Origin of the sequence: Bacillus sp. RK1064 (assembly GCF_051488405.1) — a bacterium.
Classification (GTDB): domain Bacteria; phylum Bacillota; class Bacilli; order Bacillales; family Bacillaceae; genus Bacillus.
Window position 1 is genome coordinate 787,484 of sequence record NZ_JBPSCZ010000001.1, and the last position, 16,040, is coordinate 803,523.

The following is a 16,040-nucleotide window of genomic DNA, read 5'->3' on the forward strand; positions in this document are numbered from 1 at the left end:
GTCACTCCCACTCTTTTAAAATTTGATGATAGGCTTCCAATGGTTTTTCAGCTTTCGTGATTGACCTTCCGACAACAATTTGTGAAACACCTTGCTCTTTTGCATAAGCAGGAGTCGCCACACGCTTTTGGTCATCGGTTTGATCATTTTGTAAGCGAATCCCCGGCGTTACAGTGAGAAAGGCAGGTGAGATGTGCTCATGAAGGGCTTTGGATTCATGAACAGAGCAAACAACACCGTCTAGTCCACTTTCATATGCCAATTGACCGTACCGGATGACAGTCTCTTGCAGCGGACGGTCTATGAGTAATTCGCTTCTCATCATGTCTTCTGACGTACTCGTCAGCTGTGTCACTGCAATAATGCCTGGACGTTTTTGTCCAGCAGGCGTCCCGCTTTCAAGCCCTTCTAACGCAGCTTGCATCATATGTTTCCCGCCAGCAGCATGCACATTGACCAAATCAACACCAAGTGCGGCAAGCCGGTTCATTGCTTTTTGCACCGTTGTTGGAATGTCATGTAATTTGAGATCGAGGAAAATGCGGCAATTTTTTTCTTTAAGTGCCTCAAGGATGGCAGGTCCTTCTTGGTAAAACAGCTCCATGCCGACCTTCACAAATAATGGTGTCCCTTCAAAGGGTTCTAAAAAGGCGAGCGCCTCCTGCCCTGATGGAAAATCAAGCGCGATGATGGGCAAGTGCTTCATGTTTCCAGCTCCTTCCGATACATTCCTCTACAGATGAATACCCATAGGCTGCTAATACTTTTGGCAGTTCTTCAATGATTTCTGGACAAATAAATGGGTTCACAAAATTAGCTGTGCCAACAGCTACTGCACTCGCTCCTGCTAGTAAAAATTCAAGTACGTCTTCAGCATTTTGCACCCCGCCCATTCCGATAATCGGGATAGACACTGCTTGACTGACCTCATGTACCATGCGCACAGCGACAGGTTTGACAGCAGGGCCTGATAATCCGCCTGTTTTATTGGCAAGAATCGGTTTCCCCGTTTTTAAATCTAAACGCATACCGATTAACGTGTTAATCATCGTGAGTCCATCCGCTCCAGCAGATTCAATCGCTTGAGCAATCTCCACAATATTGGCTACGTTAGGAGACAGCTTGACATAGACAGGTACCGAAGAGACTTCCTTCACCGCTTTTGTCAATGCTGCTGCCATATGAGGATCTGTACCAAAGGCAATTCCGCCTGTTTTGACATTCGGACATGAAATATTCAGTTCAAGGGCATGGACATTTTTTGCTTGGCTGATTTGCTTGGCTACTTCGACATAATCATCGACCTGTGAGCCAGCGACGTTTGCAATGATCGGCGTATCAAACTGCTCAAGCCAAGGCAATTCATTTTCCAGAACGACTTTTAGGCCTGGATTTTGAAGACCGATGGCATTGAGCATACCGGCACCTGTCTCCGCTACCCTTGGTGTCGGATTGCCAAATCTCGGTTCAAGGGTTGTGGCCTTGATCATGATACCGCCAAGCAAGGATAAGTCATATAATGAAGCAAATTCCCTTCCGAATCCAAAGCAGCCTGATGCAGGGATAATCGGATTCTTTAAAGATAAGCCGGGTAACTCAACGTTTAGCATGACAATGCCACCTCCTCTGCTTTAAATACAGGTCCATCCAGACAGACTTTGACGTAAGATTTTTCGTGCTGGTCGGTATGACACACACATGCAAAGCAAGCACCAATCCCGCAGCCCATTCGTTCTTCCATTGAAATGTAGACAGGCTTATCGGGATAAGAGTCTTTTAGTGCTTTTAACATAGGTGTCGGTCCGCAGGAAAGCATGACATCAAAGCTCAAATCATTCTCTTCAATGACACCTGTCACGAAGCCCTTTGAACCATATGTCCCATCAACTGTCGCGATAAACGTATCTCCGAGTGCTTGGAATTTCTCCTCGTAAAATACATCCTTTTTCGATTGAAAGCCAAGGACATGCTTGACGATGACACCTTTTTTCGTTAAACGCTTGGACAGTTCATATAAAGGCGGTACACCAATTCCACCGCCGACTAGTAAGGCTGTCTGACCTGGCTGAACAACTGAAGGATCGTACCCATTGCCAAGCGGTCCTAATACATCGATGGATTCCCCCTCCCGCTTTTGGGAAAGGAGCTTTGTGCCCTCCCCCTCTGCGCGGTAGATGATGGTTGCTTCTTGTTTCTCGGCATGAATATTGGCAATACTGATCGGTCTTCTCAGCAGCGGTGTCATGGACTCGCTGACCTTGATATGAAGAAATTGTCCAGCCGTTTGAAAGGAGTCCACAAGGTCACCTTTTAATGTCATTTCGTAAATATGATCAGCGATCTCTCGGTTTGAGACGACCGTCAAGTATGCTTTTTTCATATCGTTACTGTCACCTCAGCATTCGTTTTCACTTCTGGCATTTCATCCGCTCTAAATGTCATGCTTTCCAGCACTCTTAAAATAGCTTCTGCTGTATCTAGCGATGTTAAGCAAGCTACGCCATTTTCAACAGCTTCACGTCTGATTCTAAAGCCGTCTCTTGCCGGCTGTTTTCCTTTTGTCAGAGTGTTGATGACAAATTGAGCTTCCCCGTTTCGAATGACATCGAGAAGGTTTTTGCCTTCTTCTCCTATTTTGCCGACAACACTTGATGGGATGGAGGCTTGTTTTAAGTAATTCGCCGTTCCTTCTGTTGCTAAAATATGATAGCCGATCGAGTGGAATCTTCTTGCAATCTCAAGTCCTTCTTCTTTATCCTTATCAGCAACTGTTAGAAGAACTGTCCCGTCTTTAGGAATTTGAATGCCTGATGCAATTAATCCTTTGTAGAGGGCTTTTTCAATTGTGACATCTTTCCCCATGACCTCACCTGTAGATTTCATTTCAGGCCCGAGTGTAATATCCACTCTTCTTAGTTTTGCAAAAGAGAAGACTGGAACTTTGACGTACACCCCTTCTTGCTCTGTGTGAAGTCCTTCTTCGTAGCCATAGTTTTTAAGCTTGTCACCTAAAATGACTTTTGTCGCTAGATTTGCCATCGGGATGCCTGTAATTTTACTTAAGAAAGGAACTGTCCGGCTTGAACGAGGATTCACTTCAAGTACGTACACTTCACCTTTCGAGAGAACAAATTGAATGTTTAGCAGCCCAATAATATTGAGGCCTTTTGCAAGCTTGATCGTGTATTCTGCGATCTTCGCTTTGATCTCAACAGACAATGTTTGCGGCGGGTAAACCGCAATCGAGTCACCAGAGTGAACCCCGGCTCTTTCAATATGTTCCATAATGCCTGGGATCACGACAGTTTCCCCATCAGATACGGCATCTACTTCAATTTCTTTTCCCGTCAAATATTTGTCAATTAACACTGGGTGCTGCGGATTGATTCTCACCGCATTCTCCATGTAGTGAAGAAGCTCTTCTTCTTGATAAACGATTTCCATCGCACGACCGCCTAATACATAGGAAGGACGGACAAGGACTGGGTAGCCGATCTGATTGGCAATCGCTACAGCTTCAGGCACAGACGTAGCTGTTTTCCCTTTAGGCTGCGGCACGCCGAGTGCTTCTAATGTTTGTTCAAACTTGTCTCGGTTTTCGGCGCGGTCTAGGTCTTCAAGAGAAGTGCCGAGAATCTTCACCCCTCTATTTGATAATTCATCTGCTAGGTTGATCGCCGTTTGTCCGCCGAACTGGACGACGACTCCTTCAGGCTGCTCAAGATCAATGATGTGCATCACATCTTCTACAGTGAGTGGTTCAAAGTAGAGCTTATCTGAAATACTAAAGTCTGTTGAGACCGTTTCAGGGTTGTTGTTAATAATGATTGCTTCATAGCCTGCTTGTTTAATTGCCCACACAGAATGAACCGTCGCATAATCAAATTCAACTCCTTGACCGATTCTGATAGGACCTGAGCCTAATACGATGACGCTTTTCTTGTCTGTGCGTTCTGATTCATTTTCATCTTCATACGTGCTATAGAAATATGGCGTCTCGGATTCAAATTCAGCCGCACAAGTATCTACCATTTTGTAGACAGGTACGATGCCTGCTTCTTGTCTTAGCTTGTAGACATCCGCTTCATTCATATTCCACTCACGGCTAATATAGATGTCTGAGAAGCCTTTATCTTTCGCTTCTTTTAATACGTCTGTATTGCCTTTGTTTTCTTTTAATGTCTTTTCAAATGCGATGATGCCTTCCAGCTTATGAAGGAAGAAGTAATCAATTTTTGAGAATTCATGTATTTGTTCAACCGTATAGCCTCTTCTAAGCGCCTCGGCGATATAGAATAATCGTTCGTCTCCCGCCTTGATAATCCGCTTTTCAAGCACTTCGTTTGTGATATCTGCTTCATCTTTTAATTCAATGTGATGCACATCAGCTTCAAGTGAACGGACAGCCTTTAGAAGAGACTCTTCTAATGTACGGCCGATCGCCATCACTTCACCCGTTGCTTTCATTTGCGTCCCAAGACGTCTGTTGGCAGATTCGAATTTATCAAACGGCCAGCGCGGGATTTTAGACACAATATAGTCAAGTGCTGGTTCGAAGGCAGCATAGGTTTTCCCTGTGACTGGATTCATCATTTCATCAAGCGTTAATCCGACAGCAATTTTCGCTGCAAGTTTGGCAATTGGATAACCAGTTGCTTTCGACGCAAGTGCAGAAGAACGACTGACGCGCGGGTTTACTTCGATGATATAGTATTGAAAGCTGTCTGGGTCAATCGCCAGCTGTACGTTACAGCCGCCTTCAATGCCAAGTGCCCGGATCAGCTTGAGCGACACATTGCGAAGCAGCTGATATTCACGGTCACTTAATGTTTGGCTTGGCGCCACAACGATACTGTCACCTGTGTGGATACCGACAGGATCAAAGTTTTCCATGTTACAAACAACGATCGCATGATCACCGCTATCACGCATGACTTCATATTCAATTTCTTTAAAACCTGCAATGCTTTTTTCAAGTAAGCATTGTGTGACTGGGCTTAACTTCAGGCCGTTTTCGACGATTTCCTTCAGCTCTTGCTCGTTTGTACAAATTCCGCCGCCTGTTCCGCCTAATGTATAAGCTGGTCTCACAATGACAGGGAAACCGATTTGATTCGTAAACGCTATCGCTTCTTCAAGGTTATGGATGATTTCACTTTCTGGTACAGGCTCATTTAGTTCATTCATCAGATTACGGAATAAATCTCTGTCCTCTGCTTTTTGAATAGCTGACAGCTTTGTTCCTAATACTTCAACACCGCATTCAGCTAATACGCCAAGGTCTGATAATTCAACAGCAAGGTTAAGTCCAGTTTGTCCGCCAAGTGTTGGCAAGATCGCATCAGGACGTTCTTTTCGAATGATTCGTGTTAAGAATTCTGGTGTCAGTGGTTCGATGTATACCTTATCGGCCATTTCTGTATCTGTCATGATGGTCGCTGGATTGGAATTCACAAGAACGACTTCATAGCCCTCTTCTTTCAGTGCTAAGCAAGCCTGTGTGCCTGCATAGTCAAACTCCGCTGCCTGTCCGATGATGATTGGACCTGAACCGATGACTAAAATCTTTTTGATGTCTACGCGTTTTGGCATACTTCTTCCCCTTCTTTCTCAGTTGTATGAATCATGTCCATGAACTGGTCGAATAAGTAGTTCGCATCTTCTGGACCTGGTGACGCTTCTGGGTGATACTGGACAGTGAATGCTTGTGCTTCTTTATGTTTTAACCCTTCAATCGTATTGTCGTTTAGGGCGATATGTGTGACTTCGAGCACGTCCTCGTTAATTGCACTAACTGTGTAGCCGTGATTTTGAGATGTCAGTGTCACCTTGCCGGTGGCTAGTTCTTTGACTGGGTGATTCGAGCCTCTGTGACCGAATTTCATTTTTTCAGTACTTGCGCCGCACGCAAGAGCGAATAATTGATGTCCAAGACAAATGCCAAAGAGCGGAACCTTTCCAATCAATTGCTGAATCATCTCGACTGCTTCCGGTACATCAACAGGATCCCCAGGGCCGTTTGAAAGCATGATTCCATCAGGCTTTAACTGCAGCACTTCATCTGCCGTGATATTGTACGGCACCACGATGACATCACAGTCACGTTTATTGAGCTCGCGCAAAATGCCATGCTTCATGCCGAAATCGACAAGGACAATTCTTTTTCCTCTTCCCGGGCTTGGATACGCATTTTTCACAGATACTTGACTCACTTGATCAGTCGGCAGCTGCATTGTTTGAAGGCGGCGGACTACGTCTTCCACTTGTTCTTCCGGTCCTGCAAACGCCCCTCTTAAAGTCCCTGCACTTCGAATCATTCTCGTCAGCTTCCGTGTATCGATTCCGCTAAGACCTGGAATGTTTTTCATTTTTAAGTATTCATCTAGTGAATATGAAGAGCGCCAGTTTGAGGGCTTTTCACAAAGCTCCTTCACAATCAGCCCTTTTACAAACGGTGTGATCGATTCAAAATCATCACGGTTAATGCCATAGTTGCCGATGAGCGGATAAGTGAGTGTGACAATTTGTCCGCAGTATGATGGATCAGACAAAATTTCTTGATAGCCCGTCATCCCTGTATTAAAGACGACTTCTCCGACTGACGATTCTAAGCTGCCAAAGCCTGTTCCTTCGAATACTGTTCCGTTTTCTAGCACTAAGCGTCTCTTCATTTTACTAGTCTCCCCTCTTCATACACGACTTTCCCAGATGCAAGTGTCATGACCGGCCATCCTGATACAGTCAATTTGTCAAACGGTGTATTTTGCCCTTTTGATAAGAAGCTTTTTTTATCGATTGCCATTTCTTTGTTTAAATCAATGAGTGTGATATCAGCTGTTTGTCCTTCTTCCAGCTTTCCATATGGAAGAGAGAAGGCTTCTGCTGGCTTGATTGTCATATAATCAACGAGTTCTTTTAATGTCCATTCGCCTGTTTTGACAAATCGTGTATACAGAAGCGGGAACGCTGTTTCAAGCCCGACAATTCCAAAAGGTGCACGCTGCATCGTTTCGTTCTTTTCTTCTTCAGTATGCGGCGCATGGTCTGTTGCGATGAAATCAATCGTTCCATCTAAAAGTCCCTCGATCAGTGCCTCGCGATCCTCTTTTCCTCTGAGCGGCGGGTTCATTTTATAGTTTGTATCAAGACCAGGGATGTCCGCATCACATAACAGCAGGTGATGCGGTGACACCTCAGCTGTCACACGGATGCCTGCTTTTTTTGCATCGCGAACGACTCGCACAGATTCTTTCGTACTGATATGACATACATGATAATGGCAGTTCGCTGCTTCTGCTAAAAGAACATCTCTTGCAATATGCACCGATTCACAAATGGACGGTATACCGTTTAATTCATTTGCTTTTGAAAATTCTCCTTCATGAACGCATCCTCCGTAAATGAGCGAGTTATCTTCACAGTGTGCCACAATCGCTTGATCAAGACTTGCTGCCTTTTTCATCGCTTCGTACATCATGCCTGCTGTTTGGATGCCAATCCCGTCATCTGTGAAAGCGAAGGCGCCTGCTTCTTTTAGTGCTGCAAAGTCTGTCATCTCTTCCCCAATTTGCCTAGTTGTAATGGAGGCGTATGGCAGTACTCTGACAGAAGAGGTCTCTTCGATCCGATTCATGAGCCATTCCATTTGCTCTTTTGTATCCGGAACTGGGCGTGTATTCGGCATCGCTGCAATCGTTGTATAGCCGCCTCTTGCTGCTGCTTTAGAGCCTGTTTCAATCGTTTCCTTTTTCTCTCCACCTGGCTCTCTTAAATGTACATGCAGATCAATTAAGCCTGGTGAAACAAATAGCCCTTTAGCATCAATGACCTCTTCTCCATCTTCTCTTTCTAAGTGACCAATCGCTTGAATCACTTCTCCTTCTACCCTAATATCCTGCTGCACTTTTTCACCTGTGCTTGTTAAGATAAAACCGTTTTTAATGAGATACGACATAGACAGAATCTCTCCCTTTTTGATGTAGTCTGCTATTTTGAAAAGCTCTTTTTAATACGGCCATTCGGACATAAACGCCATTTTCCATTTGCTTGAAAATTCGTGACTGCTTTGATTCCACTAAAGAATCATCTATCTCCACACCTCTGTTTACTGGTGCTGGATGCATAATAATGGCTCGTTCTTTCATGTTGTTTGCCCTGTCTACTGTTAATCCATAAGTCGATAAGTAATCTTCACTGCCCATTTTTTCAGCATGTCGTTCATGCTGAATTCTGAGCAGCATCACCACATCAGATTGTGTGATGGCTTCATCTACCTGGACATACGTTCCGTGAGGGTTTTGCTCATCTTGGAAGGAAGCAGGCCCTGAAAAAAGGACTGTTGCTCCCAGCCTTGAGAGAACCTCAGCATTTGACCTTGCCACCCTGCTGTGTTTGATGTCTCCATGAATCGAAATCGTTAAGCCCTCAAAGCCGCCAAACTCTTCATAGATGGTCATTAGGTCAAGCAGTGATTGGGTCGGGTGCTGCCCGCAGCCATCTCCAGCATTGATGATGGGAATCCCAACCTTCCCGATCAGCTCATTGTAATATTCATCGGTGCTGTCTCTAATCACACATGCTTTCACGCCGATGGATTCGAGCGTTTTTACCGTATCGTAAAGTGTTTCGCCCTTTTGAACGGAGGTGCTTGCTGCATCTAAGCTCAGTACATTCATCCCCAGTTTCTTTTCGGCAACTTCGAAGCTAAATCGTGTTCTTGTGCTTGGTTCAAAGAAGAGGTTTGCTACAAATTCTCCCGCTAAGCCAAGTTCTTGCTTCCCCTTTTTGAGAGCCGCTGCTTCTTCAATCAGCTGTAAAATCTCTTCTTTAGACAAGCTGCTCATTGTCGATAGATCATTCATTTTTTCTTCCCCCTCTAGTTTTTCATCACTTTCAGGTTCAAAAAAACCCTAAGCCTCGGCAGCTTAGGGTTCTCCAAAAGAAGCAGCGGCACTTTCGTGCATTCTGCTCATTTTAGAACCCTTGTCAGCCTCACTGGACTTCTTTTAAAAGGTTTTCTGTATTCGATTCATTTGACTCGTCATCCTCCGCTTTTTGCTGTGGCAGGATCAGGTTTAACAGGACACCCGTGATGGCAGCAAGTGCCATTCCAGATAGAGTGAGGTTGATTTGTTTCACCTCAATGAATGCCCCGCCAATTCCGATGACTAAGATGACTGATGCGATAATGAGATTACGCTTTTCTTCAAAATTCACTTTATGATCAATCAGGATTCTCAGACCGCTTGAGGCAATGATCCCAAAGAGCAGGAACGAAACGCCTCCCATGACCGCGGACGGCACTGTACTGATTAATGCTGAAATTTTTCCGACAAAGCCGAAGCAGATCGCAAAGACTGCTGCTCCGCCGATGACGAAGATACTGAACACTCTTGTGATGGCAAGGACCCCGATGTTCTCTCCATACGTTGTTGTTGGCGGTCCGCCAATGAGTGAAGCGAAGATCGTCGCTGCACTGTCTCCTAAAATGGAGCGGTGAAGACCAGGTTTTTTAATAAAATCTTGCCCTACAACTTTACTTAACACCACTTGGTGGCCGATGTGCTCAGACATTGTCACAAAGGCAACCGGCACCATCACTGTGAGAATGCTTAAAGTCACAGCAGGTGTGTAGTCGACAAATGGTACGACGAAGTCTGGTACAGCAAACCATTTCGCGTCAATGACCGGCTGGAAGTTCACAATGCCTTGTGTTAAAGCAAAGAGATAGCCGCTGATAATTCCGATTAATACTGGGATCAAGCTTAGGAATCCTCTTAGGAAGATCATGCTGATAATCGTGACAGCCAGTGTGAAGCCGGCGACCATTAGGTGCTTAAGGCTGTAAACAAGCTCGGTTGCATTCGGATCAACATACATCGCCATGTTGACAGCTGTTCCAGCGAGTCCGAGTCCGATGACCATAATGACTGGCCCTACGACGACCGGCGGCAGAAGTTTCATCAGCCAGCCTGTGCCGAGCCATTTAATAAATAGTGCAATGAGTGCATAAGCGACACCCGCCATGAAGGCACCAACCATTGCGGCTCCAGGGCCGCCTGTTGCTTTGACATTCAGTATGGGGGCGATAAAGGCAAAGGACGATCCAAGATACGCGGGAATTTGTCCTCTTGTGATGATTAAGTAAACAATGGTTCCAACACCACTTGAGATGAGCGCGACGGCCGGACTCATATCAATGATTTTTGGTACAAGAATGGTCGCGCCAAACATGGCAAACAAATGCTGAAGGCTAAGTGACAGCCATGTGAACGGTTTTGGGATATCTCGAATGCCTAAATTGGCTTTTTGCTGACTCATGATTTTCCTCCTAGATGTGTCCTTTTTCATTAAAAAAGCCTCTTTGCGAGTATGCGCAAAGAGGCCTAGAAAAACCGTACACGTCACTTAAGCCGTGTGCTCGGTGTCTCTGTTATTGCCCTCTTTGCAAACTCTCTGGAATGCATTTAAAAAGGTTATTTTTCATATATAGCGACAAGGTCGTTTTGATCTACTTCATTCAGCTGAACCATGACGGTCTCTGCTTTTGATGTCGGAATGTTCTTCCCGATATAATCCGCTCGAATCGGAAGCTCCCGGTGTCCCCGGTCAACGAGAACAGCAAGCTGAATGGAAGATGGTCTTCCTACATCCACAAGGGCATCCATGGCCGCTCTGACGGTTCTGCCTGTAAACAGGACATCGTCAACGACGATCAGTGTTTTGTCATTAATGTCAGCTGGGATGTCTGCACCCTTTACAAGCGGGTCTTGGTTGTCTGTCTTTTTTGTCAGGTCATCACGGTACAGCGTAATATCAAGTTCACCCACTGTGACTGGATTTCCTTCAATTTGCTCGATGCGCTCTGCAAGGCGCTTTGCAAGATGAATGCCTCTTGTCTTGATCCCCGCAAGGATGACATCTTTCATCCCTTTATTGCGCTCAATCATTTCATGTGCAATTCGGGTAAGCGCTCGTCTGATCGCTTGTTCATCAAGAATGACTGCTTTTTGTTCCATCTTTTACACCTCTTTTTGACAAATAAAAAGCCCCTTCTGCAAAGGGCAGAGAGGGGCGTTCATTTGTGCATACACGTGCACAAATTGATCCGTTATCCTTCTCAGCCTCTCTGGACTGTTTTAAAGAATCTTCATTTCTTCGTTTATTATTTCAAAAAAAGAACTGCCTGTCAATCGTTATTTCTTAATGAATCGATAAAAGCTTGCATATCAGCAGGAATCGGTGCTGTGAACTCGATATATTCTCCTGTTCTAGGATGATCAAATCCTAGAACACCTGCATGAAGCAGCTGTCCATTAAAATCGACTGTCTTTCTCGGTCCATATTTCGGATCTCCTGCAAGCGGATAGCCGATATATTTCATATGAACACGAATTTGGTGTGTTCTTCCTGTTTCAAGACGGCACTCCACAACCGTGAAGTCCTGAAAGCGTTCAATCACATCAAAGTGAGTGACTGCTTGTTTTGCACTTTCTTTTGTAACCGTCATGCTTTGGCGGTCTTTTTTGTCTCTGCCAATTGGGGCATCAATTGTGCCTGTATCATGCTGGATAATGCCATGGACAACGGCCGTATATTTTCTTGTGACGGTCTTAGCCACGAGCTGATTGACGAGTGATTCATGCGCCATATCGTTTTTCGCGACCATTAACAGTCCAGACGTGTCTTTATCAATTCGGTGGACAATTCCAGGACGCATCACACCATTAATGCCTGATAAGTCCGTGCAATGTGCCATCAGGCCATTTACAAGTGTTCCAGAGACGTGACCTGGCGCTGGATGAACAACCATTCCTCGTGGTTTATTCACCACTAGCACATCTGCATCCTCATAATAAATATCAAGATCCATTGGTTCTGCTTCTACATCTAGTACTTCTGGGTCTGGAATCTCGACTTTAATCTGATCTCCAGCTTGTACTTTGTAATTGGCTTTCACTTGTTTCCCGTTTACTTCGATCAGCCCATCCTTTACCCACTGCTGGACTTGGGTTCTTGACCATTCTGGTTCTGTCGTGCTTAGAAATTTATCAAGCCGTTCACTCGTTTGTTCTTCTGAAACGGCAATATTTACTTGATTCATGTAGTTGACTCCTTCGTTTTCTTTCCATCTAACAGCATTTGAATGAAGAGCAGAATAACCCCTACACATAGAGAAGAATCTGCAATATTAAAGATTGGGTAGTGATAATTCCCAAAGACGAAATGAGCAAAATCTACCACTTCCTGACGGAAAACGCGGTCGATAAAGTTTCCAATTGCTCCGCCAAGCATTAAGGCCAGTGCTACTCCAAGCAGCTTGTCCTTTTGCCCATGCTTTTGCAAATAATAAACAATTCCCGCAATAACAACGAGTGTGATCACATAGAAAAACCACATTTGTCCTTGGAGAATTCCCCATGCGGCTCCTGAATTTCGGTGAGACGTGATATAAAAGAAGCCATCAATCACTGGATAAGAATCTCCGAGCATCATATTTTTGACAATGAGCCATTTTGTTAATTGATCTAAACAAATCATCACGAATGCGATTATGTAATAGAACACACACGTTCCTCCATCTTCATACTTTGGTCTTTAAGCATTTTATCAAGAAAACAGGAAGGAGTAAAGAAACTTTAGTTGACAGACAAAAACCTCCCTACATGTGGAAGGCTTCAAAATGAGAATCATCTGATTCATGAGGATAAGGAGTGAATGCTTTTTTCTCGTATTGCTTATGATATAGAAAGTCGTCAGCCGTGCGGGCGGTAGGAAGAATACTCATTTGTTCAAGCGGAATGGCATCACCTGTCGCCTCACATATACCATAGGTTCCCTGCTCAATTTTTGCAATAGCGAGAGACACATCTTGCAGCTCTTCTTTGATGTGATAAAGAAGCGTGGCCGTTTGGACCTCGTTCATTGAGACATGCTCAGCGGGTGAACGAAATGATGCGTATTCAAACAGTTTAGATTGCAGCTCTTCTTTCATTTGAAGGAGTTCCGTGTAAATCGTCTCTAGATCGCCATTCATGTCGCTATTTCAACTCCTGCCCTGTCGTGATAATCATATTGTTGCCCCGGCTGTCCACTTTAAAGCCATAAGATTTTTCCTTTCGTTCTAAACGCTGTCATTTTCGCAAAAAAGAAAACGCCCCGCATATGGCGGGGCGCTAGTTGGTCATATCACACTGTTAATTCTGGTAATATTTTTCCACGATTTCAGCATTTTTCAGTGACAATGTTGGGTATTTCGGATTTGCACCAACATCTTTTGAAATAATGCGGGAACGTTCGCACAGTTCTCCTTCTGCTTTTTGAACCAGAATCCGTCCTGATGTGTATTCAGGCGCTGAAGCGTCAGCATTTTGCTCATCTTCTACCGTTAATTCTGAGATGATAAAGAGCTGCTTCACATCTTCTTTGATAGATTCAAGAAGATTTTTCACTTCATCTGTCGCATAAAGGGTCACACTTGCTTCAAGTGAACGTCCGATGACTTTCTCATTACGCGCAATTTCGAGCGCTTTTAGAACATCGTCACGCACTTCCATAAAGCGGTCAAACTTCACTTCTGTCGCTTCCGCTTGAGGAACAGTCACACCTTCTGGCATATCTGTTAACTGAACACTTGGCTCTTCAACAAAGCTTAAGTGGCTCCATAATTCATCTGCTGTATGCGGAAGAATTGGTGCAGTCAGCTTCACTAATGCCATTAATGTTTCGTAGAAGACCGTTTGCATGCTGCGGCGGTCTGGATGATCTGCATGCTCAATGTACACGACATCCTTTGCAAAATCGAGATAGAAAGAGCTTAGCTCAATCGTACAGAAATTGTGAATCGCATGATATACGACCGCAAATTCGTAATCATCATAGGCCTTTTTCACTTTATCAATCAATTTGTTTAATTTGATCAAGATATATTGATCCACTTCGCGAAGCTCTTCTACCGGCACCGCATTGACTGCTGGGTTAAAGTCAAATAGGTTTCCATGCAGGAATCGGAACGTGTTACGGATTTTACGATAGACCTCTGCTACTTGTTTCAAGATATCATCAGACACTGGGTGATCGGCTTGATAGTTGACAGAAGATACCCAAAGTCTAAGAATCTCCGCCCCAAGCTGCTTCGCTACCTTTGTTGGGTCAATCGTATTGCCTAATGATTTACTCATCTTGCGTCCTTCTTTATCAAGCGTAAAGCCGTGGCTTAGAACACCTTTATACGGTGCTTTTCCAGTGACAGCAACTGCTGTTGATAAGGAAGAGTTAAACCAGCCGCGATATTGGTCAGAGCCTTCAAGGTAAAGGTCTGCCGGACGGACAAGGTCATCTCTTTCTTCTAAAACGGCCTGGTGAGAAGAACCGGAATCAAACCATACATCCATGATGTCCTGCTCTTTTGTGAATTCACCGTTCGGGCTTCCTGGATGTGTAAAGCCTTCTGGCAATAGTTCTTTCGCTTCTTTTTCAAACCAAATATTAGAGCCATGTTCTCTAAATAATTGAGAGACATGCTGAATCGTTTCATCTGTGATGATCGGCTCGCCATTTTCCGCATAAAAGACCGGAATTGGAACGCCCCATACACGCTGTCTTGAAATGCACCAGTCGCCTCTGTCTCGCACCATGTTGAATAGGCGTGTTTCGCCCCATGCTGGAACCCATTTCGTTTCTTTAATATTGTCTAATAGCGCTTCTCTGAAGTCCTTAATCGATGCAAACCACTGAGCTGTCGCACGATAAATGGTTGGTTTTTTCGTTCTCCAGTCATGCGGGTAAGAGTGCGTGATAAAGTCGAGCTTTTTCAGTGCGCCTTTTGCTTCAAGCTGTTCTGTGATCGCTTTATTGGCATCCTCGTAGAATAATCCTTCAAAACCAGGCGCTTCTTCTGTCATCACACCTTTTTCGTCTACTGGACATAGCACATCAAGACCGTATTTCATACTGACAATAAAGTCATCTTCCCCGTGACCTGGAGCTGTGTGAACACAGCCTGTTCCTGCATCCGTTGTCACGTGGTCGCCAAGCATGACAAGAGAATCTCTGCCGTAGATCGGATGCTCTGCAACGATGGTATCTAATTCTTTTCCTTTTAATGTTTTCACGACTTCATACTCTTCAAAGCCAAGTGTTTTTGCCACTTGTTCAACTAGCTCAGATGCGACAACATATCGCTCAGCACCCACTTGAAGAACGCTGTACTCTAGGTTTGGATGAACACAAATCCCAAGGTTTGCAGGAAGTGTCCAAGGGGTTGTTGTCCAGATGATGAATTGTTCGCCGTTTTCAAGTACACCTTTGCCATCTTTCACTTTAAATGAAACGTAAATGGATGGTGAACGTTTGTCTTTATATTCAATTTCCGCTTCAGCAAGTGCTGACTCACTTGAAGGAGACCAGTTAACAGGCTTTAGTCCTTTGTAAATATAGCCTCTCTTCGCCATTTCACCAAAGACAAGAATTTGCTGCGCTTCGTACTCAGGCTTTAAGGTTACATATGGATTGGCCCAGTCTGCTCTTACGCCTAATCGCTTAAACTGATTGCGCTGACCTTCGATTTGCTTCCAAGCATACTCTTCACATAGTTTGCGGAATTCAGCTGTCGACATTTCTTTACGTTTGACTTTTTTATTTTTAGTAAGAGCCGTTTCAATTGGTAAGCCGTGTGTATCCCAGCCCGGTACGTACGGTGCGTGGAACCCATTCATTGATTTAAAACGGACAATAAAATCTTTTAGGATTTTATTGAGTGCGTGCCCCATATGAATGTCACCATTCGCATATGGAGGTCCATCATGCAAAATAAAGGTCGGGCGTCCTTTTGTCCGCTCTAAAACCATTTGATAGATGTCTTTTTCTGCCCACTCCTCTTGGATTTCAGGCTCTTTGTTCGGCAAGTTCCCTCTCATTGGGAATTCTGTTTTCGGCATTAATAAGGTGTCTTTGTAGTTCATACCCATTCCTCCATATGCAAATACTTATTAAAAAACAATAAAAAAAGCCCTCTCATCCCATAAGGGACGAGAAGGCTT

The 16,040-nt window shown here is 44.5% G+C and carries 13 protein-coding genes and 1 other annotated feature (1 of these 14 cut by a window edge); all 13 genes read right to left on the bottom strand.

Annotation, left to right across the window (positions count from 1 at the left end):
- Position 1: 1 nt before the first annotated feature.
- The 13 genes from pyrF to ileS all read right to left on the bottom strand — a co-directional run bounded on the left by pyrF (position 2) and on the right by ileS (position 15,962).
- Positions 2-706 (bottom strand): orotidine-5'-phosphate decarboxylase, encoded by a 705-nt coding sequence (gene pyrF, locus ACSSTM_RS04150; RefSeq protein ID WP_106041838.1) that lies wholly within the window; start codon positions 704-706, stop codon positions 2-4.
- Positions 678-1,610, bottom strand: a complete 933-nt coding sequence (locus tag ACSSTM_RS04155; protein ID WP_268495224.1) for a dihydroorotate dehydrogenase — start codon at positions 1,608-1,610, stop codon at positions 678-680. The genes pyrF and ACSSTM_RS04155 overlap by 29 nt, the downstream gene beginning before the upstream one ends.
- A complete protein-coding gene (locus ACSSTM_RS04160; RefSeq protein WP_034662490.1) occupies positions 1,604-2,380 on the bottom strand; it encodes a dihydroorotate dehydrogenase electron transfer subunit in 777 nt (258 codons plus the stop codon). Before ACSSTM_RS04160 ends, ACSSTM_RS04155 begins: the two co-directional genes overlap by 7 nt.
- Positions 2,377-5,592: a carbamoyl-phosphate synthase (glutamine-hydrolyzing) large subunit gene (gene carB / locus ACSSTM_RS04165; protein ID WP_034662492.1), complete on the bottom strand. Its 3,216-nt coding sequence runs from the start codon at positions 5,590-5,592 to the stop codon at positions 2,377-2,379. Before carB ends, ACSSTM_RS04160 begins: the two co-directional genes overlap by 4 nt.
- Entirely contained in the window at positions 5,577-6,671 is a 1,095-nt protein-coding gene (locus ACSSTM_RS04170) for a carbamoyl phosphate synthase small subunit (RefSeq protein ID WP_106037781.1), read from the bottom strand. Before ACSSTM_RS04170 ends, carB begins: the two co-directional genes overlap by 16 nt.
- A complete protein-coding gene (locus tag ACSSTM_RS04175) occupies positions 6,668-7,954 on the bottom strand; it encodes a dihydroorotase (RefSeq protein WP_420734932.1) in 1,287 nt (428 codons plus the stop codon). The genes ACSSTM_RS04170 and ACSSTM_RS04175 overlap by 4 nt, the downstream gene beginning before the upstream one ends.
- Positions 7,938-8,861, bottom strand: a complete 924-nt coding sequence (locus ACSSTM_RS04180) for an aspartate carbamoyltransferase catalytic subunit (RefSeq protein ID WP_034662498.1) — start codon at positions 8,859-8,861, stop codon at positions 7,938-7,940. The genes ACSSTM_RS04175 and ACSSTM_RS04180 overlap by 17 nt, the downstream gene beginning before the upstream one ends.
- 130 nt (positions 8,862-8,991) lie before the next feature.
- Positions 8,992-10,320 (bottom strand): solute carrier family 23 protein, encoded by a 1,329-nt coding sequence (locus ACSSTM_RS04185; RefSeq protein WP_060596204.1) that lies wholly within the window; start codon positions 10,318-10,320, stop codon positions 8,992-8,994.
- 155 nt (positions 10,321-10,475) lie between these two features.
- Positions 10,476-11,018 carry a bifunctional pyr operon transcriptional regulator/uracil phosphoribosyltransferase PyrR gene (gene pyrR / locus ACSSTM_RS04190; RefSeq protein WP_024424234.1) on the bottom strand — a complete coding sequence of 181 codons (543 nt, stop codon included), beginning with the start codon at positions 11,016-11,018 and terminating at the stop codon, positions 10,476-10,478.
- A gap of 170 nt (positions 11,019-11,188) precedes the next feature.
- The gene (locus ACSSTM_RS04195) at positions 11,189-12,103 is read right to left on the bottom strand and encodes an RluA family pseudouridine synthase (RefSeq protein WP_034662506.1); all 915 of its coding nucleotides are present in this window, start codon (positions 12,101-12,103) and stop codon (positions 11,189-11,191) included.
- The gene (lspA, locus tag ACSSTM_RS04200; protein WP_012009890.1) at positions 12,100-12,567 is read right to left on the bottom strand and encodes a signal peptidase II; all 468 of its coding nucleotides are present in this window, start codon (positions 12,565-12,567) and stop codon (positions 12,100-12,102) included. The genes ACSSTM_RS04195 and lspA overlap by 4 nt, the downstream gene beginning before the upstream one ends.
- A gap of 94 nt (positions 12,568-12,661) precedes the next feature.
- Positions 12,662-13,036, bottom strand: a complete 375-nt coding sequence (locus ACSSTM_RS04205) for a TraR/DksA family transcriptional regulator (RefSeq protein ID WP_420734933.1) — start codon at positions 13,034-13,036, stop codon at positions 12,662-12,664.
- A 160-nt stretch (positions 13,037-13,196) separates the two neighbouring features.
- Complete coding sequence (gene ileS / locus ACSSTM_RS04210) at positions 13,197-15,962, bottom strand: isoleucine--tRNA ligase (RefSeq protein WP_420734934.1); 2,766 nt, start codon at positions 15,960-15,962, stop codon at positions 13,197-13,199.
- A 59-nt stretch (positions 15,963-16,021) separates the two neighbouring features.
- Positions 16,022-16,040: a binding site (T-box leader), on the bottom strand; it runs 219 nt beyond the window's last position.

Bases quoted from the DNA above. Each gene is read 5' to 3' on its own strand.
- ACSSTM_RS04175 (WP_420734932.1), bottom strand. From the start codon at position 7,954: ATGTCGTATCTCATTAAAAACGGTTTTATCTTAACAAGCACAGGTGAA.
- pyrR (WP_024424234.1), bottom strand. From the start codon at position 11,018: ATGGAACAAAAAGCAGTCATTCTTGATGAACAAGCGATCAGACGAGCG.
- ACSSTM_RS04155 (WP_268495224.1), bottom strand. From the start codon at position 1,610: ATGCTAAACGTTGAGTTACCCGGCTTATCTTTAAAGAATCCGATTATC.
- ACSSTM_RS04160 (WP_034662490.1), bottom strand. From the start codon at position 2,380: ATGAAAAAAGCATACTTGACGGTCGTCTCAAACCGAGAGATCGCTGAT.
- ACSSTM_RS04205 (WP_420734933.1), bottom strand. From the start codon at position 13,036: ATGAATGGCGATCTAGAGACGATTTACACGGAACTCCTTCAAATGAAA.
- ACSSTM_RS04180 (WP_034662498.1), bottom strand. From the start codon at position 8,861: ATGAATGATCTATCGACAATGAGCAGCTTGTCTAAAGAAGAGATTTTA.
- ileS (WP_420734934.1), bottom strand. From the start codon at position 15,962: ATGAACTACAAAGACACCTTATTAATGCCGAAAACAGAATTCCCAATG.
- carB (WP_034662492.1), bottom strand. From the start codon at position 5,592: ATGCCAAAACGCGTAGACATCAAAAAGATTTTAGTCATCGGTTCAGGT.
- ACSSTM_RS04185 (WP_060596204.1), bottom strand. From the start codon at position 10,320: ATGAGTCAGCAAAAAGCCAATTTAGGCATTCGAGATATCCCAAAACCG.
- ACSSTM_RS04170 (WP_106037781.1), bottom strand. From the start codon at position 6,671: ATGAAGAGACGCTTAGTGCTAGAAAACGGAACAGTATTCGAAGGAACA.
- pyrF (WP_106041838.1), bottom strand. From the start codon at position 706: ATGAAGCACTTGCCCATCATCGCGCTTGATTTTCCATCAGGGCAGGAG.
- ACSSTM_RS04195 (WP_034662506.1), bottom strand. From the start codon at position 12,103: ATGAATCAAGTAAATATTGCCGTTTCAGAAGAACAAACGAGTGAACGG.